Source organism: Sphingomonas palmae, assembly GCF_900109565.1.
Classification (GTDB): domain Bacteria; phylum Pseudomonadota; class Alphaproteobacteria; order Sphingomonadales; family Sphingomonadaceae; genus Sphingomonas; species Sphingomonas palmae.
Window position 1 is genome coordinate 259972 of sequence record NZ_FNZZ01000003.1, and the last position, 25645, is coordinate 285616.

23 protein-coding genes are annotated in these 25645 nt (G+C 68.3%); 14 read left to right on the top strand and 9 right to left on the bottom strand.

Features of this window, described 5'->3' with window-relative positions:
- From uvrC to leuB, 5 genes are read left to right on the top strand one after another with little or no spacing between them, the layout of a single operon-like run.
- The gene (uvrC, locus tag BMW51_RS09125; RefSeq protein WP_093005644.1) at positions 1-1917 is read left to right on the top strand and encodes an excinuclease ABC subunit UvrC; all 1917 of its coding nucleotides are present in this window, start codon (positions 1-3) and stop codon (positions 1915-1917) included.
- 51 nt (positions 1918-1968) lie between these two features.
- Positions 1969-2922: a polysaccharide deacetylase family protein gene (locus BMW51_RS09130; RefSeq protein WP_177171610.1), complete on the top strand. Its 954-nt coding sequence runs from the start codon at positions 1969-1971 to the stop codon at positions 2920-2922.
- Positions 2919-3800, top strand: coding sequence for a GNAT family N-acetyltransferase (locus BMW51_RS09135; protein ID WP_245708378.1), 882 nt, complete (start codon positions 2919-2921; stop codon positions 3798-3800). Before BMW51_RS09130 ends, BMW51_RS09135 begins: the two co-directional genes overlap by 4 nt.
- Positions 3801-3858: 58 nt before the next feature.
- Positions 3859-4590: a DNA repair protein RecO gene (gene recO / locus BMW51_RS09140; RefSeq protein WP_093005647.1), complete on the top strand. Its 732-nt coding sequence runs from the start codon at positions 3859-3861 to the stop codon at positions 4588-4590.
- Between the two features lie 28 nt (positions 4591-4618).
- Positions 4619-5668 (top strand): 3-isopropylmalate dehydrogenase, encoded by a 1050-nt coding sequence (gene leuB / locus BMW51_RS09145; protein ID WP_093005649.1) that lies wholly within the window; start codon positions 4619-4621, stop codon positions 5666-5668.
- 16 nt (positions 5669-5684) lie between these two features.
- Here the strand turns inward: leuB and BMW51_RS09150 are convergent, their stop codons facing one another.
- Positions 5685-6932, bottom strand: a complete 1248-nt coding sequence (locus BMW51_RS09150) for a glycosyltransferase family 39 protein (RefSeq protein WP_245708379.1) — start codon at positions 6930-6932, stop codon at positions 5685-5687.
- Positions 6933-7030: 98 nt separating this feature from the next.
- On the opposite strand from BMW51_RS09150, the gene BMW51_RS09155 reads away from it, so the two are divergent.
- From BMW51_RS09155 to BMW51_RS09165, 3 genes are read left to right on the top strand one after another with little or no spacing between them, the layout of a single operon-like run.
- Entirely contained in the window at positions 7031-8236 is a 1206-nt protein-coding gene (locus BMW51_RS09155; protein ID WP_093005653.1) for a trans-sulfuration enzyme family protein, read from the top strand.
- Between the two features lie 11 nt (positions 8237-8247).
- Entirely contained in the window at positions 8248-8646 is a 399-nt protein-coding gene (apaG, locus tag BMW51_RS09160) for a Co2+/Mg2+ efflux protein ApaG (RefSeq protein WP_093006003.1), read from the top strand.
- Complete coding sequence (locus BMW51_RS09165) at positions 8643-9434, top strand: LysR family transcriptional regulator (protein ID WP_093005655.1); 792 nt, start codon at positions 8643-8645, stop codon at positions 9432-9434. The genes apaG and BMW51_RS09165 overlap by 4 nt, the downstream gene beginning before the upstream one ends.
- 38 nt (positions 9435-9472) lie before the next feature.
- Here the strand turns inward: BMW51_RS09165 and BMW51_RS09170 are convergent, their stop codons facing one another.
- Positions 9473-9850, bottom strand: a complete 378-nt coding sequence (locus BMW51_RS09170; RefSeq protein ID WP_177171611.1) for a hypothetical protein — start codon at positions 9848-9850, stop codon at positions 9473-9475.
- A 76-nt stretch (positions 9851-9926) separates the two neighbouring features.
- The gene (locus BMW51_RS09175) at positions 9927-10778 is read right to left on the bottom strand and encodes an ABC transporter permease (protein ID WP_093005657.1); all 852 of its coding nucleotides are present in this window, start codon (positions 10776-10778) and stop codon (positions 9927-9929) included.
- 62 nt (positions 10779-10840) lie between these two features.
- Between BMW51_RS09175 and BMW51_RS09180 the strand changes: the two genes are divergently transcribed.
- The 3 genes from BMW51_RS09180 (at position 10841) to BMW51_RS09190 (ending at position 13814) form a co-directional block, all read left to right on the top strand.
- Positions 10841-11569, top strand: a complete 729-nt coding sequence (locus tag BMW51_RS09180; RefSeq protein ID WP_093005659.1) for a GcrA family cell cycle regulator — start codon at positions 10841-10843, stop codon at positions 11567-11569.
- Between the two features lie 164 nt (positions 11570-11733).
- Positions 11734-12174, top strand: coding sequence for a TadE/TadG family type IV pilus assembly protein (locus BMW51_RS09185; RefSeq protein ID WP_093005661.1), 441 nt, complete (start codon positions 11734-11736; stop codon positions 12172-12174).
- A gap of 2 nt (positions 12175-12176) precedes the next feature.
- Positions 12177-13814, top strand: coding sequence for a pilus assembly protein TadG-related protein (locus BMW51_RS09190; RefSeq protein WP_245708410.1), 1638 nt, complete (start codon positions 12177-12179; stop codon positions 13812-13814).
- Between the two features lie 44 nt (positions 13815-13858).
- Here the strand turns inward: BMW51_RS09190 and BMW51_RS09195 are convergent, their stop codons facing one another.
- Positions 13859-14731 carry an outer membrane protein gene (locus BMW51_RS09195; protein WP_093005665.1) on the bottom strand — a complete coding sequence of 291 codons (873 nt, stop codon included), beginning with the start codon at positions 14729-14731 and terminating at the stop codon, positions 13859-13861.
- A gap of 117 nt (positions 14732-14848) precedes the next feature.
- On the opposite strand from BMW51_RS09195, the gene parE reads away from it, so the two are divergent.
- Positions 14849-16843, top strand: coding sequence for a DNA topoisomerase IV subunit B (gene parE / locus BMW51_RS09200; RefSeq protein ID WP_093005667.1), 1995 nt, complete (start codon positions 14849-14851; stop codon positions 16841-16843).
- Positions 16844-16965: 122 nt separating this feature from the next.
- Positions 16966-18141, top strand: coding sequence for an MlaA family lipoprotein (locus BMW51_RS09205; protein WP_245708380.1), 1176 nt, complete (start codon positions 16966-16968; stop codon positions 18139-18141).
- 48 nt (positions 18142-18189) lie between these two features.
- Here BMW51_RS09205 and BMW51_RS09210 read toward each other — a convergent pair whose 3' ends face one another.
- Together BMW51_RS09210 and BMW51_RS09215 are read right to left on the bottom strand one after the other, a co-directional pair.
- Positions 18190-20166 carry an OPT family oligopeptide transporter gene (locus BMW51_RS09210; protein WP_093006009.1) on the bottom strand — a complete coding sequence of 659 codons (1977 nt, stop codon included), beginning with the start codon at positions 20164-20166 and terminating at the stop codon, positions 18190-18192.
- A gap of 48 nt (positions 20167-20214) precedes the next feature.
- The gene (locus tag BMW51_RS09215) at positions 20215-20610 is read right to left on the bottom strand and encodes a (R)-mandelonitrile lyase (RefSeq protein ID WP_093005669.1); all 396 of its coding nucleotides are present in this window, start codon (positions 20608-20610) and stop codon (positions 20215-20217) included.
- Positions 20611-20724: 114 nt separating this feature from the next.
- Between BMW51_RS09215 and BMW51_RS09220 the strand changes: the two genes are divergently transcribed.
- Complete coding sequence (locus BMW51_RS09220) at positions 20725-22011, top strand: homoserine dehydrogenase (protein ID WP_093006011.1); 1287 nt, start codon at positions 20725-20727, stop codon at positions 22009-22011.
- A 92-nt stretch (positions 22012-22103) separates the two neighbouring features.
- Here the strand turns inward: BMW51_RS09220 and ctrA are convergent, their stop codons facing one another.
- The 3 genes from ctrA to BMW51_RS09235 all read right to left on the bottom strand — a co-directional run bounded on the left by ctrA (position 22104) and on the right by BMW51_RS09235 (position 25577).
- Positions 22104-22805: a response regulator transcription factor CtrA gene (gene ctrA / locus BMW51_RS09225; RefSeq protein ID WP_026325804.1), complete on the bottom strand. Its 702-nt coding sequence runs from the start codon at positions 22803-22805 to the stop codon at positions 22104-22106.
- A 119-nt stretch (positions 22806-22924) separates the two neighbouring features.
- Complete coding sequence (locus tag BMW51_RS09230; RefSeq protein WP_093005671.1) at positions 22925-24025, bottom strand: AI-2E family transporter; 1101 nt, start codon at positions 24023-24025, stop codon at positions 22925-22927.
- Between the two features lie 79 nt (positions 24026-24104).
- The gene (locus BMW51_RS09235; RefSeq protein ID WP_245708381.1) at positions 24105-25577 is read right to left on the bottom strand and encodes a hypothetical protein; all 1473 of its coding nucleotides are present in this window, start codon (positions 25575-25577) and stop codon (positions 24105-24107) included.
- Positions 25578-25645: the final 68 nt, after the last annotated feature.

Consider the following 25645-nt stretch of genomic DNA (forward strand, 5'->3'; position numbering starts at 1 on the left):
ATGTCAGGCTACGGCCCTCCCGAACGATTCAACGAAGAAGCCGCCACCTTCACAATCCGCGGCAGCGACGCGCCCGACCTTCAGGCGGGCGTGGCGGCGATCCGTAATGTGCTGAAGACGTTGCCGCTGAAACCCGGCGTCTACCGGATGCAGGACGCGAAGGGTGAGGTGCTGTACGTCGGCAAGGCGCGCGCGCTGAAGAACCGCGTCGGCAATTACGTCCAGATCGAGCGGCTGAGCAAACGCATCCAGCGGATGGTGTCGCAGACGCGGTCTATGACGATCGTGACGACCAACAACGAGGCCGAGGCGCTGCTGCTCGAGGCGCAGCTGATCAAGCGTTATCGCCCGCCGTACAACGTGCTGCTGCGCGATGATAAGTCGTTCCCGTTCATCCTGCTGCGCGCCGACCACGATTTTCCGCGGGTGCAGAAGCATCGCGGGGCGAGGAAGGCGAAGGGCGATTATTACGGCCCATTCGCGAGCGCGGGGAGTGTCAACAACACGCTGAATGCGTTGCAGAAGCTGTTCCTGCTCAGGAGCTGCACCGACGGCTTCTTCAAGACGCGCGATCGGCCGTGCCTGCTGTACCAGATCAAGCGTTGCTCGGCGCCGTGCGTCGGACGGATCGATCCCTCGGGTTACCGCGAGCTGGTCAGCGACGCGAAGAAGTTTCTCGCCGGCAAGACCACCGACGTGCAGGCGAAGCTCGGCGCGCAGATGCAGGCCGCGGCGGAGAACATGGACTTCGAGCTCGCCGCAGTGCTGCGCGACCGGTTGAAGGCGTTGACCTTCATACAAGGAACGCAATTCATCAACGCCGAGGGCGTGGGCGACGCCGATATCTTCGCGCTCGCCTGCCTTGAGGGCGTGATCGGCATCCAGGCCTTCTTCATCCGCGGCGGTCAGAATTGGGGCCACCGCAGCTTCTTCCCCTCGCACACCGCTGAGGTGAGCGAGGAAGAGGTGCTGCAGCTGTTCCTGATGCAATTCTACGAAGAGGTGCCGCCCGCGCGGACGATCTTCGTCGATCGCGACCTGCCCGAGGCGGCACTGCTGATGGAGGCGCTGTCCGAGCAGGCGAAGCGCAAGGTCGAGATCACGGTGCCGCAGCGCGGCACGCGGCGACGGCTGCTCGACCAGGCATCGCGCAATGCCAAGGAAGCATTGGAACGCAGGCTGGCGGAGAGCACGACGCAGTCGAAGCTCAACCGCGAGGTCGCCGACCTGTTCGAACTGGCCGAGCCGCCCGAGCGGATCGAGGTGTACGACAACAGCCACATTCAGGGGACGAATGCAGTCGGCGCGATGGTGGTCGCGGGGCCGGAAGGGTTCCGCAAGGGCCAGTATCGCAAGTTCAACATCAAGCAGGCCGCGACCGACGACGACTTCGCGATGATGCGCGAGGTGCTCACGCGCCGCTTCTCGCGCGCGCTGGAGGAGGACCCCGACCGCGACTCGGGCGAGTGGCCCGATCTTGTGCTGCTCGACGGCGGACGCGGGCAGTTGAACGCGGCCAAGGCGGTGCTGGAGGATCTCGGTATCGAGGACGTGTGCCTCGTCGGCGTCGCCAAGGGACCGCACCACGGCCGCGAGGGGCGAGAGGTGTTCCACCTGATGGACGGGCGCGAGCTGACCTTGCCGGTCAACGCGCCGGTGCTGTTCTACCTGCAACGGCTGCGCGACGAGGTGCACCGCTACGTCATCGGCGCACACCGCGCGAAGCGTGCCAAGGCGATCGGCGCGAGCCCGCTCGACGAGGTGCCGGGCATCGGCCCCGCGCGCAAGAAGGCGCTGTTGATGCATTTCGGCACCGGCCGCGCGGTCAGGAACGCCAGCCTGGAGGATCTGCAGAAAGCGCCGGGCGTATCGGCCAGCGTCGCGCAGACGGTATACGACTTCTACCACGCGCATTAGGTCGGCGTCGCGTAAGCGCCGCGTTTACGTCTGCCGGGTACAGCGGTCGCCATGCCGGCCGTGTTCCTGACCATCGATACCGAGTTCGCGTGGCGCCATCATGCCGCCGGGCTCGACGCCGCGACGATCCACGCGCGGTCGGTTGAGCCCGCGGGGGTGGGTCTGACGTGGCAGCTCGGCGTACTGGCGCGGGCGGGATTAAAGGCGACCTTCTTCGTCGATCCGTTGCCGGCGCTGATCTACGGCCACGAATGGGCCGCTCGGATGGTCGAGCCGGTGCTGGCGGCGGGGCAGGAGGTGCAGCTGCACTGCCACCCCAATTGGATCGGCGCGGTCGCGGGCGATCGCGGCGCGGCGCACGGCGCGTTCGAGCTGATCGACCTGTCGGCGGATCGGCAGCGCGAAGTGTTGGCGCGCGCGATCGAACTGCTGGTCGCAGCGGGAGCGCCGCGTCCGGTGGCGTTTCGCGCCGGCAGCTATTCGGCCAATGACGACACATTGTGCGCGCTCGCGGCGCTCGGGCTATCGTACGACAGCAGCCACAACGGCGCGCATCATCCTTGGCCTAGCGCGATCACGCTGCCACCGGCGCAGATCGCGCCGGTCGTGCGCCGCGGCGTGATCGAGGTGCCGGTGACGGTGATCGAGGACAAGCCCGGCTGCTGGCGCAATTTTCAGATCTGCGCGCTGTCGACGCGTGAGATGCGTGCGGCGCTCGACCATGCGATCGTGAACGACCATGCCGCGGTGACGATCGTGGGGCACAGTTTCGAGCTGGCAACGCGCGCCGGCACCGCGCCCAACCGCGTCCATGTTCACCGGTTCGAGGTCTTGTGCGCGATGCTGGCGGAGCGGCAGGACGCCGCGCCGACGTGCCACTTCGCAGATCGCCCCGCGCTGCCGCTGGGGCGCGCCGACCGCCCGCTCGCGCCCGACGCGCTGCGGCTGCGCTGGCGGCAGGCGGAGCAATTGTGGTCGACGCTGGTGGCGGAACGCGCGGCGTGAGCGCGAGTGCGCTCAAGCTTACGGTCGGCGCGCGCACGCTGGTCAGCTTCCCGCGCCGGCTGGTGCGGGTGGCGTGGTCGCTGGAGCAGGTGCTGGCGGGTACGAGGCCGGCGCTTCCGTTGCTGGCGCAGGCGGACGACGGCTATCTGGTCACGTCGGTGCCCCACACGGTGCAGCTGGAAGCGGACGGGTTGCGCTTCGTACGGCAGCGCTACACGCGCTACTATGTCAACCTGGCGGGCGGGCGTGAGGCGTGGCTGACGGCGCTATCGGGGCAGGCGCGATCGGGGTTGAAGCGCAAGGCGAAGAAGCTGGCGGCGGCGAACGGCGGCATGCTCGACGTGCGGGGCTATCGCTTCCCTGAGGAGATGGCGGCGTTTCACCCGCTGGCGCGCGCGGTGTCGAAAACGACCTATCAGGAGCGGCTGCTGGGATCGGGTCTGCCCGAGGACGCGGATGCGCTGATCGCCGCATCGCGCGCCGACCAGGCGCGCGCGTGGCTGCTGTTTCTGGGCGATGCGCCGATTGCCTATCTGTGGTGCGGCGCGGACGGCGACACGCTGCGCTACGACTACGTCGGGCACGATCCCGCGCACCAGGCGCTGTCGCCCGGCAGCGTGTTGATGGCGGCGGCGCTGGACGACCTGTTCGCCGATCGCTTCCGCTGGTTCGACTTCACCGAAGGCGAGGGTCAGCACAAGCGCGGGCTGGCGAGCGGCGGGGTTGCCTGCCGCGACGAACTGCTGCTGCGCGCGACGATCGCCAATCGTGCGGCGGTCATGGCGGTCGGCGGCTTCGATGCGGCGATGGTAGTAGCGAAACGCTGGAGCGAGGCGCCCGCGTTGAAGCGCTTCGCGCAGCACGTGCGGCGGGCCTAGCATCACTCAGGTAATCGCGCCCGATGACCGCGGGCGACGTGTCTCCTATCTTGCGTCCATGCACCTCGTCGCCGACGCCATCGTCCTGTCCGTGCGCGCGCACGGCGAGCATGGGGCGGTGGTGCGCGCCTTCACCCGCGAGTCGGGCGTGTGGCCGGGCTACGTCCGTGGTGGACATTCGCGACGGCTGCGACCGCTCCTGCAACCCGCCAACCTCGTGCGGGCCGAGTGGCGTGCGCGTACCGACGAGCAACTACCCGCGCTGACGGTCGAGCTGATCCACAGCCGCGCGCCGATGTACGCGGAAGCCTTGCCTACCGCCGCGCTCGAATGGCTCGCCGCACTGACTGCCGCCGCGCTGCCCGAGGCGCAAGCCTATCCGCGGCTGCACGATGCATTGTCGGGCGTGCTCGACGCGGTTGAGGCGGCGCCGAGTGCGAAGGGCTGGGCCGGGGCGCTGGCGCGCTACGAATTGCTGCTGCTCGCCGAACTGGGCTTCGGGCTCGACCTGTCGGCGTGTGTCGCGACCGGCGTCATCGACGATCTCGCCTTCGTCAGCCCGAAGAGCGGCGCGGCAGTCAGCCGCGTGGCGGCGAGCGGGTATGAGGCGCGACTGCTGCGCCTGCCGCGGTTCCTCGTCGACGGCGGCGAGGCGGGATGGGACGAGGTGGCCGACGCGCTGGCGATCACCGGCCATTTTCTGGAGCGCGATGTACTGGTCGATCGCCGGCGCGAGGCGATGGCGGCGCGCGACCGGCTGGTCGACCGGTTGAAAAGGGCGGTTGCCTGACCGGGCAGGGCTTGCCATTCGGGCGCGCATGAGCACGCCCCTGATTGCGATCCTCGCCGGCGACGGCATTGGCCCTGAAGTCACCGCCGAGGCACGCCGCGTGCTCGAAGCGCTGGACCTCGATCTGGCGTTTGAGGAGGCGCCGGTCGGCGGCGCGGCGTACCGGGCGCACGGTCATCCGCTGCCGCCCGAGACGCTCGACCTCGCGCGGCGCGCCGACGCGATCCTGTTCGGCGCGGTCGGCGATCCCGCGTTCGACGCGCTGGAGCGCGCCTTTCGGCCCGAGCAGGCGATCCTGGGGTTGCGGAAGGAATTGGGGACCTTCGCCAATCTGCGACCGGCAAAGATCTTCGCAGGGCTGGAAGATGCCTCGACGCTCAAGCCCGAGATCGCACGCGCGATCGACCTGGTGATCGTGCGCGAGCTGAACGGCGACGTCTATTTCGGCGAGAAGAGCCGGCGGACGACCGCGGCGGGTCTGCGCGAGGGCCACGACCTGATGCGCTACGACGAGGACGAGGTGCGCCGCATCGCGCGCGTCGGGTTCGAGACCGCGGCCAAGCGGCGCGGCAAATTGTGCTCGGTCGACAAGGCCAATGTGCTGGAAACCTCGCAATTGTGGCGCGACGTGGTGATCGAGGTCGCAGGTGATTATCCGCAAGTCGAACTCAGCCACATGTACGTCGACAATGCCGCGATGCAGCTGGTGCGCAATCCGGGCGCGTTCGACACGATCGTGACGGGCAATCTGTTCGGCGACATCCTGTCGGATCAGGCGAGCATGTGCGTCGGTTCGATCGGCATGCTGCCGTCGGCCTCGCTGGATGCGGCGGGCAAGGGATTGTATGAGCCGATCCACGGCTCAGCCCCCGACATCGCCGGGCAGGGGAGGGCGAACCCGTGCGCGGCGATCCTGTCGGCGGCGATGCTGCTGCGTCACTCGCTGAACGAGGCTCAAGCGGCGGACCGGGTCGAGGCGGCGGTGGCAGCGGCGCTGCGCACGGGCGTGCACACACCCGATCTGGGCGGAGACGCCTCAACACAGGCGATGGGCGACGCGGTGCTGGCGGCGCTCTAGACCCAGCTGGCGAGCGCTAGACCCAGCTGGAAAACCACGTCCAGCGGCGGAACGCGCCCGCGTCGGTCAGCGGCTCTGCGCACAAGACCGGCAGGAAATAGACCAGCAGCGCGAAGCAGACGAGCAGGTAGAGCTCGTCCCAGCCGCGCAAGCTGGTGCGCCAATGGTCGAGCGCGACCGCCAGTGCGACGACCAGGAAGATGCCGCTGGGAAAATAATAATAATAGAAGCCGAGCGATTTCGGGATCAGCGCCCAGATCAGCAGGCTGGCGACCCACAACAGGGCGGGCGCGAGCAGCTGCGCCGAGTTGGTCTTTACCCAGGCCCAGAACAGCGTCGCCACGGCCACGAGCCCGCCCCACATGATTGCGGGATTGCCGATCATCCAGATGCCGCGCTGTACGCCGTCAACAGGTTCGTACAGGTACCAGATCGGACGCTGCATCAGCGGCCAGGTGTACCAGTTTGACTGATAGGTGTGCGGCGGCAGCACCTGCGTCTGGCGCGCGTACATCTCGAGCTGAAATGGGATCAGCCGCGACCAAATCATCGGATCGCTGGTGTAGAAGAATGCGGGCGCGAAGGTCAGCAGGTAGGTGCCGACCGACACGATGCCGAGCAGCGCGATCGCCACGACCGGGTTCAGCCCGCGCCACCGTTCCGGGTGACCGTGCCGCAACCGGAGATAAGCGACCGCGGCAAAGGCGACGTACGGCCCCGCGGTCCACTTGCACGCTGTGGCGAGCCCGAGAAGCGCAGCGCCCGCGCACCACCGCGCATGGACGTGACCCCGGGTCGGCGCGCGCGCGGACCACGCCAGCACGACGATGCCCCACAACAGGAATGCGGCCAGAAACGTGTCGAGCATCGCGATCCGCGCCTGGACGAACACGGTGAACGACATAAACGCGAGCGCCGCGCCGATCAGGCTGGCACGCACGCGCCCCGTCAGCAGTTGCACCAGCGCGAAGACGCCCGCGACCGTCGCCGCCCCCGCGACCGTCGAGGCGAAGCGCCAGCCGAACGGAACGTCGCCGAACCACGCCATTGAAAGCGCGATCAGCTCCTTGGCGAGCAGCGGATGCTCGATGTTGGTCGGGCCCGACAGATCCCGCATCGCGCGCGCTGCGGGGACGTAGTGCACCTCGTCGAACACCAGCTTGTTCGGCACGCCGAGCCGGACGAGGAAGATCAGCTCGCTCACCAGCGCAACCAGCGCACCGGCCAGCATGGGGCGTTTCAGGAAAGCGGTTCGTTCGGCCACGTTGCATCTCTCGACTGCGCACGCGCGGGAGGCAAGGGGCAGGAGCCAAGGGATGCCGGGGGTTGAGTCAGGCCCGGCGCGGGGGCAAAGCGGATGGCATGAAGCGTCGCACTGGCCAGGACCGTTCAATCACCCAGACCTGGCGTCCCGCCACGCAGGCGATCCGCGGCGGCACCGCACGGTCGGAATGGGGCGAGACGAGCGAAGCGCTGTTCCTCACCTCCGGCTATAGCTACGACCGTGCGGAGGACGCCGCCGCGCGCTTTGCGGGCGAGCAGGCTGGCATGACCTATTCGCGGTTGCAGAACCCGACGGTCGAGATGCTGGAAGAGCGCATCGCGCTGCTGGAGGGCGCGGAGGCGTGCCGGACGATGGCGACCGGCATGGCGGCGATGACCGCGGTGCTGTTGTGCCAGCTCGAACAGGGGGATCACGTCGTTGCGGGGCGCGCCGCGTTCGGCTCGTGCCGCTGGTTGGCCGACACGCTGCTGCCCAAGTTCGGCATTCAGACGACGATCGTCGACGCGCGCGATCCGCAGCAATTTATTGACGCGGTGCGCCCTGAGACCAAGGTCTTCTTCTTCGAAACGCCCGCCAATCCGACGATGGACGTGGTCGACCTGCGCGCTGTGTGCGCCATCGCGCGCGAGCGCGGCATCCGCAGCGTGGTCGACAATGCCTTCGCGACGCCGGCGCTGCAGCGCCCGATGGAGCTGGGCGCGGACGTGACCGCTTATTCCGCGACCAAGATGATGGACGGGCAGGGACGCGTGCTGGCGGGCGCGGTGTGCGGCAGCGCCGACTTCATCAACAACACGCTGTTGCCGTTCACGCGCAATACCGGGCCGACGCTGTCGGCGTTCAACGCCTGGGTGGTGCTGAAGGGGTTGGAGACGCTCGATCTGCGCATCCGGCGGCAGTCCCAATCCTCGGTGAAGGTGGGCGAGTTCTTGGAGAAGCGCGTGCCGCGTATCCTTCACCCCGGCCTTGCCAGCCACCCGCAGCACGCGCTGGCGATGAGTCAGATGGAGGCGGCGGGCCCGATCTTCGCGTTCGAGGTCGCCGACCGCGCGCAGGCGCACGGGCTGCTCAATTCGCTGACGCTGATCGACATCTCGAACAACATCGGCGACTCGCGCTCGCTGATGACGCATCCGGCCTCGACCACCCACTATGGCGTCGCTGAGGAAAAACGGCTCGAGATGGGCGTGACCGACGGGCTGCTGCGGTTGAACGTCGGGCTGGAGGACCCGCGCGACCTGATCGACGACCTCGATCAGGCGCTCTCGCAGGTCGGCCTGTGACCGCGCCATCGGTGAAGGCGCTGTTCGACGTGGCCGAGACGACGCGCGGGGTGACCGTGCGCGTATCGGTCAGCTATCTCGCCGAACAGTCGGAGCCGGCGCGCGGGCGCTGGTTCTGGGCCTATCACATCCGCATCGAGAATGACGGCGCTGGCGCGGTGCAGCTGCTGACGCGTCACTGGATCATCACTGACGGGCGCGGCGCGCGTCACTCGGTCGAGGGAGAGGGCGTCGTCGGCGAGCAGCCGCTGATCGCCGCCGGCGCCAGCTACGATTACGTGTCGGGCTGCCCGCTCTCCACCACGACGGGCGCGATGCAGGGCAGCTACCGCATGGTCGACGAGGACGGGGCGACGTTCGATGTCGTGATCCCGAGGTTCGCGCTCCACGCGCCCGCGGTGGCGCAGTGAAGCGGACGCATCTGCCGCTCAACGGTCTGCGCGTCCTTGATGCCGCGGCGCGCCACCTGTCGTTTACCCGCGCGGCGGACGAACTGGCGGTCACGCCGGCCGCGGTCGGGCAGCAGGTGCGCGCGCTGGAAGATACGTTAGGCGTGGTGCTGTTCCGACGCACGACCAAGGGGCTGGAGCTGACCGATGAGGCAGCAGCGGGTCTTGGCCCCTTGCGCGCGGCATTCCTCCAATTCGAGGACGCGGTGCGCGCGATGCAGGCGGGGCAATCGTCCAAGTCGCTGACGATCGCGGCACCGCGCGACCTGACCGAGAAATGGCTGCTGCCGCGCCTCGCCGAGATCGCGGGGAGCGATCCCGACCTGCGTTTCTCTCTGGTGGTGGCGGACGAGGGGCTGGATTTCACCGAGGCCAACCTCGACCTCGCGATCCGCTGGGGCGAGGGACCGGGCGCACACGAGGGTGAGGCGATCGAGAGCGACGGGCTGGTCACGGTGGAGCGGCCGGGCGGTGGCGCCGATACGCTGATTGCGTGGCCCGGCTCACCCGACGAGGTGGCGACGCCGATCATCCGTGTCGGTGACGCCGGGTTGGCGATCGATGCGGCAGCGGCGGGGCTGGGGCGCGCGATCGTGCCCGAACTGCTCGCAGCGCGTGACGTGGACGAGGGGCGGGTCGCGATCGTCGGGGCGGCGGAACCGTCGCGGCTCGGCTACTGGCTGGTGGCGCCGACCCCGCAATGGCGACAGAAAAAGGTGCAGGCGCTGGTCGAGGCCTTGGCCGGATAGGTGGTGGCAGGGGCGGCGTGACCCGCCCCCGCGTCGCATCACTTCTTGCGCGCGCGTTTGGGCGCCGCGGCGGCTTCCTTGTCCTCTTCCTCGTCGTGCTCTTCCTCGCCCGCTTCGGTCAGCGCCTCGCCGAGGGCCTTGAGCTTGTCCTGCGACTTGTCGGCCTTGTCCGCGATCTTGGTCGTGGCGGCGCCCAGGCGGTGGAGCAGCGCATGGACACGGTCGGCGTCGGGCGTGTCTTTCTCCAACTGCTTGCGCAGCGAGGCAAGGTCGCGCAGGATACCCTTCGCGCCTGACACGTCGCTGTCGGCGAGCGCGGCTTCCCAATCCTCGATCATGTCGGCGCCCTTGGCGGGCTTGGTCGATTCCAGTCCGCGATTGATCGCGTTCATCGTTCCAGCAAATTTGACGGCCATGTGACGAACTCTCCTAGCGGGCGGGTGCCCGCGCGTGGAAACGAGAGCGCCCGGCTAAGTGTCCGTCCCGACTCGATTAGTTCTTCAATTTCCAGCCGCGGCGCAGCAGCGTGTAGCAGAGCACACCCATCGCCACGTCGATCGCGAGAATGACGACGCTGCCGAGCATGACGGGCGAATCGGCGGTGCCGAGGAACCCGTAACGAAAGCCCGAGATGACGTAGAAGAACGGATTCACGTGGCTGAACGCGCGGAACGCGGGGGCCAGGTGATCGACCGAGTAGAAGGTGCCCGACAACAGCGTCAGCGGCGCGATGACGAAGTTGGTGACCGCAGCCGCGTGATCGAACTTCTCCGCCCAGATCGAGGTCAGCACGCCCGCGAGGCTGAGGAACAAGGCGCCGAGCAGCCCGAACCACAATACTGCGAGCGGATGCTGCGGCGTGACGTGGACATCCGGCCAGAGCGACATTGCCAGCCATACCGCCGTGCCGACGCAGAAGGCGCGCGTGACCGCACCCCCCGTCAGCGCGGCGAGCAGTTCTCCGGTCGAGAGCGGTGGTTGCAGATAGTCGACGATCGTGCCCTGAATCTTGCCGACCAGCAGCGAGAAGCTGGCATTGGCGAAGGCGTTCTGCATCATGCCCATGATGATCAGGCCGGGTGCGACAAAGTCGGCGAACGGCACAACGGTGCCGCCGACGCGCACGGGCGCGCGCGCGCCGTTCGCAACTGTGAAGATGACGAGGAACAGCAGGGTCGTAATCGCCGGCGCCCACACGGTCTGGAGCTGCACCTTGAAGAAACGGCGCACCTCCTTCACATAGAGGGTTCGCAGGCCGCCCCAGTTCACGTTCCGGATGACCGGGACACCCGGTGCGTTCCTGACTGCCGATTGGACTTGGCCGATTGGGGGCTGGCTGCTCATGGCTCTGGCGGGTAACCGTTGCCGACAGCACCCGCAACCGGCACGCTTGAGGGATTACACGAATGTCCTGGACCGACGAGCGCATCGACACGCTCAAGACCATGTGGGAAGCCGGCCAGACCGCGAGCCAGATTGCCGAAGCGCTGGGCGGGGTCAGCCGCAATGCCGTGATCGGCAAGGCGCACCGACTGGGACTGCAGTCGCGCCCGTCGCCCGTGGTCAGCAAGGAGGAAGCGCGCGCGCAGGTTGCCGCAGCGCAGGATGCTGCCTCGATGACCGATACGGTTCCCGAGGTCGCCGAAGCTGAGACGGTCGTCATCGCCGAGCCGGAGCCGGTGATCGCGCCCGCGCCGCCGCCCGCGCCCGAGCCGGTAGTCGATGAAGACGAGGTTGAGGAAGAAGCGGAGCCCGTTGCAGCGGCGCCGGCGGCGCGCGAGCGTCCAGTCGAATCGCAGCAGCCGATCCTCCGCTCGGTCGGCCCCGGCGGCTTTGTTCGCCAGTCGCCCGGTGAGCAGCAGGCGCCGAGCACCCCTGCGCCGCCGCGCCGGCTGGTCCCAGCGCGCACCGCGCCCGAATATGCCGACAAGACCTCGCTGCTCGATCTGAGCGACAAGGTCTGCAAATGGCCGCTCGGTCACCCGGGCGAGCCGGACTTCCACTTCTGCGGCGAGAAGGTGAACCCCGGTTTTCCCTATTGCGTCACGCATTGCGGCCACGCGTATCAGGCGCAGCTGCCGCGCCGTGATCGCCGCGCGCCGCCGCTGCCCTTCGGTGGTCCGCGCATGCGCTGATCGGCGCGTAACCCCCGTACTTTCCGAAGGGTCGGTCCAATCCGGTGGGATGGGCCGACCCTTTGTTGTTCAGACATTTGTGTAAATGCCGTGTTCGGTGAGCCAATGTGCGGTGCCGAACCGCTACCATCGGTGCGCCATACCTAACCCGAAAGGGTTAGGTCATGGTGGGAATATTCCCTCGCTTCACGGGTCGGTCGCAGTCGCGGCTGGTCGGCCAACGACGTGGCGCGGTGCTGGTCGAGTTCGCGCTGGTGCTGCCGATTCTGATCACGCTGGTGATGGGGGTCTTGTGCTACGGCCAGTATATCTGGCTCGCGCACAGCGTGCAGGCGGCCGCGAACGATGCGGCGCGCGCGATCGTCGCCGGGGTCACCCCGGCCGAGCGTCTCACCCTGGCGCAGGCGGCGGTCGCCAATGACATCGCGAACATCGCCGAGTTGAAGAGCGACAAGGTGGCGATCGCGATCGATGAAGCGGGCGCCCGCGCGACGATCAGATTGCGCGTCGACGCGCGCGCGCTGACGTTGCTGTCGACCGGCATCGTGCCGCTGCCCGAGCCGGTGATCGAGCGGCGTGCGGTGGTGTCGCTGGCGGTCCTGTGACGATGCGCTGCCCCTCGCTGTTACGAAGCGCGCGCGGCGGGGTGGGCGTGTTCGTCGCCTGCGCGATGCCGCTGCTGATCGGTTTCGCGGCATTCGCGGTCGATCTGGGCACCGCGCAGCTCGACGCGCGCCGATTGCAGGGGATCGCCGACAGCGCCGCGCTGGCCGCTGCCAGTGCTCCCAGAGATGCCGACAATGTGGCGCGGGACCTGGTCACGGCGAGCTGGGGCACCGCGACCGTCGCTCGCGTGACCACCGGCCGTTACCGCGCCGACGCAACGGTGCCGGTGGCGCAACGCTTCACCGCCGCGGCGGACGGCGACGCGGTGCGGGTCGAGCTCAGCGCGCGCTCGCCCACCTTCTTCGCGCGCATCTTCGGCTACGACTCGCTGCCGATCACGCGCGCGGCGACGGCGCAGCGGCGCGCGGTGGCGAGCTTCTCGGTCGGCTCGCGCCTCGCGGCGATCGACGGCGGGGTCGTCAACGCGCTCCTATCCGCGCTGACCGGGCGAACAGTGTCGCTCGGCGTACTCGATCACCGCGCACTCGTGGAGGCGAGAGTCGACATCTTTCAGCTGCTCGACCGCCTGCGATTGCGCGCCAACCTGTCGGTCAACGATTACGGCGACCTGCTCGCCGCCGACGTGCGGGTGACGGACCTGTTCGGTGCGCTGGGCGACACGCTGAAGGCGACGGGTCAGGAGGCGGCGGCCGACGCGGTCGGGCGCGTTGGCGCGGCGCTGGGCGGGCAGACGATCAGGCTCGGCACGCTGATCGACCCGGGTCCGCTCGCCACGCAGGGGGTCGGCAGCAGCGGCGTGGCGCGGGTGCCGGTGCTGCCGTTCATGACCGCGCTGCTGGAGGCGGGCGGAGCGCGGCGGCTGGCGCTAGACCTCGGAGCCGGTGTTCCCGGCGTTGCGTCGGCGAAGGTGAGCGTCGCAATCGGTGAGCGCGCGCAATCCTCGCCGTGGCTCGCCATCACCGACACGGGCGATACCGTGATCCGCACCGCGCAGGCGCGGATCTACGCGCGCCTCCGGGTCGCACCGACATTGCTGCCCGGCCTGTCGAGCCTCGCCTCGATCGATCTGCCCCTGTTCGTCGAGGCGGCAGGGGCGGAGGCGCGGTTGAAGAAGATCGACTGCGCCGCGCCGATGCGGGCGGTGACGTTGGAGGGCCGGGTCGATCCGGTGCAGGCGGCGATCGGCACAATTGACGAGGCGAAGCTCGCCGACTTCTCCAAACCGATCACGCCGACGACCGCGCGTCTCGTCGACACGCTGCTGGTCGACGTGACGGGTAGCAGCCGCGTCTCGCTGGGCGCGGCGGAGCCTTGGCAGGCGAGACGTTTTACGCAGGACATGATCGACACCGGCGCGGTTGAGACGATCCGGTCGAGCACCCCGCTGCAGGGGATCGCGACCTCGCTGATCGCGCAGGCATCGCTAAAGGTGACATTGATCGGGCTGCCGCTGCCGATCGACCCGCTGCTGCGCGCGGTCGGCGGCATCCTGTCGGGGATCGCCGCGCCGCTCGACACGCTGCTGATAGCGGTGACGGGAACGTTGGGGCTCGGCATCGGCGAGGGCGATTTGCAGGTGAATGGCCTGCGATGCGGGAATGCGGTGTTGGTCGGCTGAGCCGAGACGGGCCGGCGCGCGAACGCCGGCCCGTGTACGTCGGATCAGAAGCGGAACGCCGCCGTCGCGCGCATCGAATGCCAGCGGAACTTGCTGTCGCTGCGGGCGAAATCGGTGCCGCCGGTGTTGGGCGCGAGAATGAAGGGATTGCTCGCGGGCGTGGTACCGGTCGATCCGGCGCGAACGCGGTACGCGTCGTCCTGATACTGGTGGTACATATATTCGAGCCCGATCGAAAAGTTGTTCCCGATCCGCTGCTCGACGCCGCCGCCGCCCTGGATGCCGAACTGGTTGCGCTTGCCGCGCTCGGAGAAGGCGTTGGCGGTGTTGGTGGTGGTGAACTCACGGTCGATCCGCGCGTAGCCCGGGCCGAAGGTGCCGTAGAACAGCGTCGAATCGTTGGGCGTGTAGCCGGCGCGCGCACGGATGCCCGCCTCCCACTGCAGATCGCGCGTCATCACGTAATTGGCGGGCGTGGTTGAGAAGCCGGACACGCTGTCGCTGATCTCGCTCTTGCCGAACTCACCCACGACGCCGACGACGAAGCGGCCCATCTGCTGGTCGAGGCCAATACGCCCGTAATACGCCCAGCCGTCCTTGTCGTTGCGGCAGCCCGCGCCTGCCGGCAGCGTCGGTGCGGCGGTCGAGGTGCGACCCGGCGCGTTGGCGCTGATCGCGCGACCGTTGCAGAAGCCTGGCGAGAAGGCATTCGCGCCCGCGGCGGTCGTGACCGTGTCGCCGAAGCGGCCGTCGAGATTGCGATCGAACAGTATCGACGATCCGCGATCGTTGCCCTGAACGTCGTAGCCGCCGGCCGCGCCGACGTAGATGCCGCTGAAGCCGGTGGTGACTTCCTGCGCGACGGCGGGCGTGGCGGCGAGCAGCGCGGCCGCGCCGGCGAGTAGCTTGATCTTCATTAGAACCTCCCGTGAACTCGGGCGCCGAACGGACCGATATGGCAATATGTTGCGTGACGTTTGGTTGCTGGCTTGTGCCCCTTCTGTTCGCGTCGGCGCTGGGGTATAGCGGCTCGCATGGCCGACGATCTCTTTGCCTCTTCGACCGCTAGTGTCGGCAGCTACGATGCGTCATCGATCGAAGTGCTGGAAGGGCTGGAGCCGGTACGTCGGCGCCCCGGCATGTACGTCGGCGGCACCGACGAGCGCGCGCTGCACCATCTCGCCGCCGAGGTGCTCGATAATGCGATGGACGAGGCCGTCGCGGGGCACGCGACGCGAATCGAGGTGACGCTGGAGCCGGGCAACCGGCTGACTATCACCGATAACGGTCGCGGCATCCCGGTCGATCCGCACCCGAAGTTCCCCGACAAATCGGCGCTGGAGGTGATCCTGTCGACGCTCCACTCGGGCGGCAAGTTCGCCGGCAAGGCGTACGCGACCAGCGGCGGCCTGCACGGCGTCGGTGTGTCGGTGGTCAACGCGCTGTCGGCGGAGACGGTGGTCGAGGTCGCGCGCGAGCGGCAGCTGTATCGTCAGCGGTTCAGCCGCGGGCAGACGGTCGGCGTGCTGGAGCATGTCGGTGCGGCGCCCAACCGGCGTGGTACCAGCGTCTCGTTCGTGCCCGATCACGAGATTTTCGGACCCGAGCTGAACTTCAAGCCGGCGCGGCTCTACAAGCTGGCGCGGTCGAAGGCGTATCTGTTCGCGGGCGTCGAGATCCGCTGGAAATGTGCCGCGTCGCTCATTTCCGACGATACGCCGGCGGAGGCGGTGTTCCAGTTTCCGGGCGGCCTCGCCGACCATCTGCGCGAACAGCTGGGCGGGCGCGAGTGCGCCACCGCCGACGCGTTCGCGGGCACGCAGGACTTCGCCGATGCGCCCGACGGCACCAAGATGGGCAAGGTCGAGTGGGCGGTCGCCTGGCCGCTGTGGAGCGAGGGCAGCTACAGCTGGTATTGCAACACGATCCCGACCCCCGATGGCGGCACGCACGAGCAGGGATTGCGCCAGGCGCTGGTCCGCGGGCTGCGCGCCTTCGGCGAGCTGGTCAACAACAAGCGCGCGAAGGAGCTGACCGCCGACGACGTGATGGTCGGCAGCGAGCTGATGCTGTCGGTGTTCATCCGCGATCCCCAATTCCAGAGCCAGACCAAGGACCGGTTGACCTCACCCGAGGCCGCAGGGCTGGTCGAGAAGGCGGTGCGCGACCATTTCGACCATTGGCTCGGCCACAACATGGAGCGCGGTCGCGCGCTGCTGTCCTACGTGCTTGAACGGATGGACGAGCGGCTCCGGCGCAAGCAGGAGCGCGAGGTCAAGCGCAAGACCGCGACCAGCGCGCGGAAGCTGCGCCTGCCGGGCAAGCTGACCGACTGCTCGGCCGATGCGCCCGCGGGCACTGAACTCTTCATCGTCGAGGGCGACTCGGCCGGCGGCAGCGCGAAGCAGGCGCGCGACCGCAAGACGCAGGCAATTCTGCCGATCCGCGGCAAGATCCTGAACGTCGCCAGCGCCACCAGTGCCAAGATCCTCGCCAATCAGGAGATCGCCGATCTCGGCCTCGCGCTCGGCTGCGGGACGCGAAAGGACTGCGTGGCGGACAACCTGCGGTATGAAAAGGTCATCATCATGACCGACGCCGACGTCGATGGCGCGCATATCGCGACGCTGCTGATGACGTTCTTTTTCCAGGAAATGCCGGATATCGTGCGGCGCGGGCACCTCTACCTCGCGCAACCGCCGCTCTACCGGCTGACGCACGGCGCGAAGAGCCTGTACGCGCGCGACGACGCTCACCGCGCCGAGCTGGAGCGGACCGCGTTTCGCGGCAAAAAGGTCGAGGTCGCGCGCTTCAAGGGACTGGGCGAGATGAACCCGGGGCAGCTGCGCGAGACGACGATGGATCCCGCCTCACGCGCGCTGATCCGCATCACGCTGCCGCAGGAATATGAGGAACGCGCGGGTGTGAAGGACCTGGTCGACCGGTTGATGGGAACCAATCCCGCGCACCGCTTCGCGTTCATTCAGGAGAATGCGGCGCGGATGGACGAGGAAGCGATCGACGCCTGACGTTCGCACGCGGCTGAGTCGAGGCCAGTTGTGCGTCGCAACGCGCCTTTGTACTAGCCGACCTTCGCGGTGTCGCCGCGGCCGTCGATCGGCCGCGTGGGGCGGATGCTAGGAGCCGACGATTGAGCCTGTTGCTTTGGACCAGCGTATCGGTCGCCGCGATGACGCCGTCGGCGTTCGAGACCGCGCTGTTCGCCGATCAGCCGCCGGTTGCTGCGAGCGCGGTTGGTGCATCGGCGGCACCGCCCTCCGCCTCGGAGACCATGAGCCAGGAAGCCGCGCAGGACACGGCGACTCTCCCGGAGCAGGAGATCGTGCCGCCGCCGGTCGTTCGCACGCTGCCGCCGGCCAGTGAAGGCGAACCGGTGCCGGGCAGCGACATCGTCGTCACCGGAGAGCGTCGTGGCCTCGCGCCCGACCCGCTCCGCTCGGTCAACGAAACCGCGTTCAAGGCGACGCAGGCGGTGGACGACGCGATCACCGGCCCCGCTGCGCGCGCGTACAAGAAGACGCTGCCGCGCGAGGTTCGCAAGGGCATCCACAACTTCCTGTACAACTTTCGCGAGCCGGTCGTGTTCGTGAACTTCCTGCTGCAGCACAAGATCGGCAAGGCGGCGGAAACCTTCGCGCGCTTCGCGATCAACACGACCGCGGGCGTCGCGGGCATCTTCGACGTTGCCAAGAAGAAGCCGTTCAAGCTGCCGCGGCGTAGCAACGGATTTGCTAATACGCTCGGCTTCTACGGCGTGCCGAACGGCCCGTTCCTGTTCCTGCCGATCACGGGTCCCACGACGCTGCGTGACCTGTTCGGCGGCGCGATCGACCGGCTGATCCTGCCGTTCACCTACGGCAGTCGCGTGACCAAGCCAGCGTTCGTCATCCCCTTCGCGACGCTGAGTGTGCTCGATCACCGGTCGGAATTCGACGGCACGCTGAAGAAGCTGCACGACAATGCCGCCGACCCTTACGCCAATTCGCGCACCTTCTACCTGCAACGCCGCCAGGCCGAGATCGACGCGTTGAAGCGCGGCGAGCCGCTGGTCGGCGGAATGACCGAGCCGCCCGAGGACGTCGACGAGCGCGGACGCCCGATCCGCGCCGACGAGCGCGAGATCACGCCACCGCCAGTCGTGCCGACGATCTCGACTTCGCCGCCCTCTGCCGCGGCTCCGGCAAGCGACACAGGCGCCGCATCTCCGGCTACCGCAGCGGCCAACGACAATGCTGGCAAGTCGACCAATCAAGGTGACATCGCCGCTGCACTCGAAGCCGCACCGGATCGCGCGCCAGCGGCGTGAGGCACTGCCGCGCGGCGGGCCCGGTCCGCTAGCGTTGAGGGCGTTGACTCACGCAGCCTCGCGCCGGGTTCCGCGGTAGAGCCACCACACCAGCGTCAGGAACAGGATTGTTCCGCCGACCAGCGCGATGTGGGTGAAGGCCGGGCCGACCACCGCCAGCGGCGCATCGCTGCCCGTCGCCGCGACGATGCCGGCGAACACGACCTGCCACAGGCTTTCACCCACGATCATGCCCGTCGCGACCAGCACGCCCAGCCGGCGCGCGAACTCCGCGTCGCGCGTGCGATCGGCCCAGCGATCGTAGAGGTGGCCGACGACGGCGCCGATCGTCACGGGCAGGATCACCGCCATCGGCAGGTAAATGCCGATCCCGACCGCGAGTGGCGGCAGCCTCAGCCGACCCGCGCGTCCGAGCAGGCCGTCGAGCGCGATGAAGATCACGCCCGCCACCGCGCCCCAGCCGAGCATCGACCAATTGAGATTGCCGCCCAGCACGCCCTGCGCCAGCGCCGAGATCAGCCCGGCTTGCGGTGCGGCGAGCGCGTTGGGACCGGCGCCGGGCGCGCCGGCAAAACCGAAGGCGGTCTGGAGCAGGTCGAGCACCGGTGCGATCACGATCGAGCCGAAGATGACGCCGATCACCAGCGCGACCTGCTGCTTCCACGGCGTTGCGCCGACGAGCTGCCCGGTCTTCAGGTCCTGCAGATTGTCATTGGCGATCGTCGCAATGCCGAAGACGATGCCGGTCACGATCAGCGCGTAGGCGACCAGCGCCTGCGTCTGTTCGGGTGCGCCGCCGCGCCCGACCAGACCGACGAGCAGCAGCGACGCGGCGAGCACCGCGAGGATGCCGATCCCCGACACTGGCGAGTTGGACGCGCCGATCAGCCCCGCCATGTACCCGGTCACCGCCGCGATCATCAGCCCGACGACAACGACGAACACGAGCGCGCCCGCGATCAGCAGCAGCGCCGATCCGGCCAGTGGTCCGCCCGCCAGCACGCTCCACAGCAGCCACGCGATCGGCACGAGGATCGCGACCGCACCTCCCGCGACGATGCCGATTGGCAGATCGCGCTCCTCCAACGCCAGCGTCTCGCCGCCCGCGCGCGCGGCACTGGCGGCGAGTGCGCTGCGGATGCCGCCGACGACCGGCCCCGCGATCTTGAGCAGCGTCCAGATCGCCGCCACGCCGATCACGCCCGCACCGAAGAAGCGCACGTCGTCGCGAAAGATCGTGCCGGCCCATTCCTCGACCCCGACCGACAAGGGGTGCTGTGCGGTGAGGAACGGCAGCAGGATGAACCAGCCGGTGATCAGTCCGGCGAGCTGTGCGAGGCCAACCGACAGTCCGACGAGATGCCCGACCCCGAACAGCGCGAACGACAGCCCACCCGCGATCCCCGTCGCGCCCGAACCGACGCGGAACCAGGTCGCGGCCTCTGCGGCAGCGAGCTTCATCTGTGTCAGGATCGCGAACAGCGCCGAGACGATCGATCCGCGCACCAGCACGCGCAGGCCGGCCTCGCTCTCCTTCGCACCCGTCTGCGTGTTCGACCCCGCCTGCAACACCTCCGCCGCGGCGCGTCCCTCGGGATAGGGCAGGTCGTCGCCCACCACGAGCGCGCGGCGCAGCGGTACCGAGAACATCACACCCAGGATGCCGCCGGTCGCGGTGATCGCGCTCGTCGTCCAGAACGGGAATCCGCTCCACCAGCCGATCATCACCAGACCCGGCAGCACGAACACGATCGCGGCGAGCGTGCCTGCGGCCGAGGCGATCGTCTGCACAATATTGTTCTCGAGCATGTTGCTGCCCGGCAGGAAGCGCAGCACCGCCATCGAGATCACCGCGGCGGGGATCGAGGTCGCGAAGGTCAGCCCCACCTTCAACCCCAGATAGGCGTTGGCGGCGGTGAACAGCAGCGTGATGACGCCGCCGAGCACAATGCCGCGCACGGTCAGCTCGGGCAGTCCGCCGATTGCGGCGGAGGCGGGTGAGGGCGCGACAGTCGGTTGGGTCATGCCGCCGTCATCGCGGTCGCAGCGCCGCAACGCAACCGCGCGCGTGGCTCAGCGCGCATAATCCGCGTCGCTGACCGGCTCCAGCCACGTCACCGCACTGCCGTCCAGACTTTCCTGGATCGCGATGTGCGACATCGCGGTGTCAGCGCTCGCGCCGTGCCAGTGGCGCTCGTCGGGCGCGAAGCGAACGACATCGCCGGCGCGGATTTCCGCGCGCGGCTCGCCCTCGCGCTGCACCCAGCCACGTCCGAAGGTGACGATCAGCGTCTGGCCGAGCGGGTGCGTGTGCCAGTTGGTCCGCGCGCTAGGCTCGAACGTCACGTGCGCGCCCGCGACGCGCGAGGGCGCTTCCGCTGGGAACAACGAGTCAATGCGCACGGTCCCGGTGAACCACTCGGCCGGGCCCTTGCTCGACGGATTGCTGCCACCCTCGATGATCTGCATGTCGACGCCTCGCGCTTGTTTCGCGGCCAACGAACGCTTGCCGGGCCGAAAGGTGCGCCTGCTCGACACTCAGGCGGCACTCGCTTAGTCGCGGGACCGAGAAGGGGTGAGATGATGGCGGATGCGTTGAAGGTCGCGCTGGCGGGGCTCGGCACGGTTGGTGGCGGCGTGATCCGGCTGCTGGACGAGAACCGCGATCTGATCGCCAGGCGTGCGGGTCGTCCGATCGAGGTCGTCGCGGTGTCGGCGCGCGACCGCAGCAAGGATCGCGGGCTCGACCTGTCGCAGCTCGCCTGGGTCGATGATACGACACAGCTGGCACACGCCGACGCCGACGTGGTGGTCGAGCTGGTCGGCGGGGCGGACGGACCTGCACTGGCGCTGGCGCGTGCGACGCTGGCCGCGGGCAAGGGCTTCGTCACCGCGAACAAGGCGATGCTCGCGCACCACGGGCTCGAACTGGGCGCAGCGGCCGAACAGGCGGGCGTGCCGCTGAAGTTCGAGGCCGCGGTCGCGGGCGGCATTCCGGTCATCAAGGGGCTGCGCGAGGGCGCGGCCGCAAACGCGATCGGGCGCGTGACCGGCATCCTGAACGGCACGTGCAACTTCATCCTCAGCCGCATGGAGGCGGAAAGCCGCGACTTCGCCGACGTGCTCGCCGAGGCGCAGGCGCTGGGCTTCGCCGAGGCCGATCCCTCGTTCGACATCGACGGCGTGGATGCCGCGCACAAATTGTCGATCTTGGCGAGTATCGCGTTCGGCACGCGTCCGGCGTTCCCGAACGTCCAGGTGAGCGGCATCCGCCACGTCCTCGCCGCCGACATCGCGGAGGCCGCGGCGCTCGGCTACCGCGTGCGGCTGGTCGGCGTCGCCGAGGCGGGGGCAGGCGGGCTATTCCAGCGCGTCCACGCGCATCTGGTGCCCGCCGATCACCCGCTGGCGCACGTCACCGGCGCGACCAACGCCGTGGTGGCGGAGGGCAATTACGTCGGCCGGCTGCTGTTCCAGGGGGCGGGCGCGGGGGCCGGGCCGACCGCGAGCGCTGTGGTCGCCGACCTGATCGACATCGCCCGCGGCGAGTTCGGCACCGCCTTCGCGATGCCGGTCGATGCGCTCGCCGCGGCCGAGCCGGCCGATAGCGGTGAGCGGCGCGGGCGTGCCTATCTGCGCTTCGCGGTCGCGGACCGCGTCGGCGTGCTGGCGGAGATCGCTGCGGCGATGCGCGACGCGGGCGTCTCAATCGAGAGCCTGATCCAGCGCGGCGCCAATCCGGGCGGCGACGTGCTGGTCGCGATCGTCACGCACGAGGGTCCAGAACGCTGCGTCGCTTCGGCGCTGGAGCGGCTGCGCGGATCACAGAGCCTGACCGGCGAGCCGCTGTGGATGCATATCCTCGGCTGAGACTGGCCGATCAAAACGTAGAAGGCCGCGGCGTCCCCCCTGGAAGCCGCGGCCTTCGTGTCCGAATACGCCGGAACAAATTGGTAGAAGGGTCAGGCGACCTCGGCGGTTGCGACCTCGTCGGGCTCGCGCAGCACGTAGCCGCGACCCCAAACGGTCTCGATGTAATTTTCCCCATCGCACGCCATGCTTAGCTTCTTGCGCAACTTGCAGATGAACACGTCGATGATCTTGAGTTCGGGCTCGTCCATCCCGCCATAGAGATGATTGAGGAACATCTCCTTGGTCAGCGTGGTGCCCTTGCGAAGCGAGAGCAGCTCGAGCATCGCATATTCCTTGCCGGTCAGGTGCACGCGCGCGCCGTCCACTTCGACCGTCTTCGCGTCCAGATTGACCGCAAGCTTGCCGGTGCGGATGACCGACTGTGAGTGACCCTTCGAGCGGCGGACCACCGCGTGGATGCGCGCGATCAGTTCCTCGCGGTGGAACGGCTTGGTTACGTAATCGTCGGCGCCGAAGCCGAACGAACGTACCTTCGAGTCCATCTCGTTTACGCCCGACAGGATCAGCACCGGCGTCGACACGCGCGCGACGCGCAGCTTTTTCAGCACGTCATAGCCGTGCATGTCGGGCAGGTTTAGGTCGAGCAGAATGATGTCGTAATCGTACAGCTTGCCCAGATCCAAGCCTTCCTCGCCTAGGTCGGTCGAGTAGACGTTGAATCCTTCGGTCGAGAGCATCAGCTCGATCGCCTTGGCAGTGGTCGGCTCGTCTTCGATCAAGAGTACGCGCATCTGCTGTTCCCCGGTTTTCAGACCCGCGCCGCCGCCCTGTTCGGGGTGCTGGTCTGCCAGATAAATTAACTATCCGGCTTCTGAACGCAAAAGGTTAATTCGCGCTTAAGCGCGCTCGTTCATTCATCTTTTTCGCGGCGCGTCGGGAAACGAGGTTTGCCAAGGGCCGTGAACAGACGTCGCTCGCGCGTGGTCGGAATGTCCTCGCCCAGCATTTCGCGCAAATAAAGGCTGCGTATCAGCGTGAAGGCGACCACCAGAATGCCGCCCGAGAAGAACAGTCCGAACAGGCCGAATACTGCGCCCGTGCCGATGATCGCGAACAGGCTGAGCGCGGGCGGGATCGAGACGACGCGGCTGGTGACAAACGGCGTGACGAAATTGGTCTGGATGACGCGAACCGCCGCGAACACGACCAGCGCCCAGATCAGCTGATCGGTGCCCGCGGTCGCGGCAAGGCCAAGCGCCGGCAGCATCGCGCCGAGCGGACCGACATAGGGGATGAACTCGCTGATCCCAGTTAGCAGACCCAGCAGCGCGGGCGAGGGGACGCCCGCGATCCACAGGCCGATGCCGACCATCAGGCCCATCGCAGTCATCTGGATCAGCTGCGCGCGCAGCCACAGCAGCAGCGTCGAGCCGACATCGCCGAGCGCATCCTCCGCCGCGGCGCGCTTGGTCGGCGGCACCAGCAGCAGCGCGCCGCGCTCGTACACCTTGGGGTCGACCGCGAAAAAGATCGCGCCGAACAGTACCAGCACCGCGTTCAGCAGCAGCTCGCCCGCGCCGCGCGCGAGGCTGCCGATGTCCTGCGCGACGCGGCTGCCGGCGAAGGCGGCGCGCGCAGCGTCGGCGACCTTCGCACCGACGGGCGACTGAGACATATAGTCCTGCAGCTTCTGGATTAGCCCCGGCAGCGAGACGACGAGCGTGTTGACCTGCTGCCGGAACTCGACGCCGAACAGCCACCCGAGTAGCCCGAGGAAGCCGAGGACGGAGGCGACGCCGAGTCCTAGCGCGACCTTGGGCCGCGCCTTCAGGTGCGTTTCGTACAGTTCGGCGATCGCGTGAATAACGATCGCGATCAGCATCGAACCGAAGGCGAGGATCAGCAGGTGTCGGGCTAGGTACAGCGCGGCGATGACGGCGACGATCGCGATGAGCCACAATACGCGCCGGATGAAGCGGGCGTCATCGGCGTCGGGGCTCAGCCGGTTCATGCGGCGCAGGGAGATCGTTGCATCCCCGGCACAACGTGCGTTCGCGTGAAAAGTGACGGCGTGAACACGCGAAAACGAATCAGTCCGGCAGCAGCGCGATCGCTCCCGCATCCCACGTCAGCATCGCCTGATAGGTTGCGGGCGCGGCGGGCAGCAAGGCGCGTGCCGCGACGCCGGGCAGGATAACGGCGAATGCGACCATGCAGGCGATTACGACTCCGCGTCGGCCCATCTCTGGCCTTGGCGCGACGAAGGCGGCGACTCCAGTCGCGAGCATCGGCCATAGGTGATAACGCAGGTCGGACGCGATCGACACGAACATAAAGCTCGCCTCCAGCGCGATGGCGGAGGCGAGAAGGCCGAGCGCGAGGCGGTGTCTGGCGCTACCGATCAGCGTAGCAACGGGCGTGGAAGCGATGGCGACCGCGAGAAGCACCGCGGCGGCGAGCCAAGCAATGGGCCAGCCGAGCGGCGTTTCGGCAAGTGCCGCTGCGAGGCGCTGCCACTGCGCGGCGGTGCGACCCGGAGGCACGAGTCCGAGATCGTTCGGCTCGTCGTCGGTCGGCGGGGCAGCGCTGGGCAAGCCGGCGGGTACGAGCCAGCGCTCGGTCACGTTCCAGTGCGACAGCCGCTGCTCGGCGTAAGCGAGCGGGTGGTGCAGCACCGCGCTTGCCAGTCGCACGTACAATTGACGACTCGGAAGCGCGTTCAGCGGTGCGATCACGTCGGCACAGTGCGACGGCTCGCCGAGGGGGTCCCAGAAGAAGGGCGACACGCAGCGGCGTTGGCGAAGCTGCGCGACCTGGGAAGGCGACAGGCCGGTGTCGGACGTCGCATCACTGCGCGCAGCGATGCCGGCGAGGTCGAACAGCGGCTGCGTCTTCTCGACCCCGCTCTGCGCCGAGCCGATCAGTCGGTGGTTGATCGTTCCCGAGCCTGCGAGCACCGCGGCGGTGATCGCGACGGTGATGATCGCGCGCCTGACGATGCCGCCAGTCGGCGCAAGGGCTGCGATCATCGGCGCGAGTGCGAATACGGCGTTCGCCCTCAACAGCAGTGCGTAGAGGAGCAGCAGCGCGGCGATCGCCACGGCCGCGATCGGCAGCGGTCGACCGCGTAGCTGGAATGCGGCGACGAGGCCGGTGGCCGCAAGCGCGGTCGCGATCATCTGCGCGTCCTTGAGCACGACGACCTGCCAGCCGAGAAACAAGGGTGATGTGCCCAGCGCCAGCACGCCCGCCTGCCGCCATCTATCGGGCAGCGCAGCGGCGATCAGGCCGAGTCCGGTCCAGTAGAGCGCCACCTGCACCGCGAACATCGGTGCGGTGCCGCGGCCGAGCGGATGGAGCCACGTCCACAGCTGCACCATTGCGGGCGGATGCCAGTCGTCGAACGCGCCCGACAGCACCTGGCCGAACTGCGCGACGGTGTCATATTGCGCGTAGCCCGGCGCGAAGACCAGCAGCGTCGCGAGCGCGAGCAGCGCGGCGACGATCAGCGGCGGCCTGGCCAGCGAAGCAGCGGAAGCGGGCGGCATGACAGCGCGGATCATCGCCGCTTCACCCCGCAGCGTCCAGCGCTGCTCGCGTGAGGGGGGCACCCGCATCGCGGCAGGTGCCC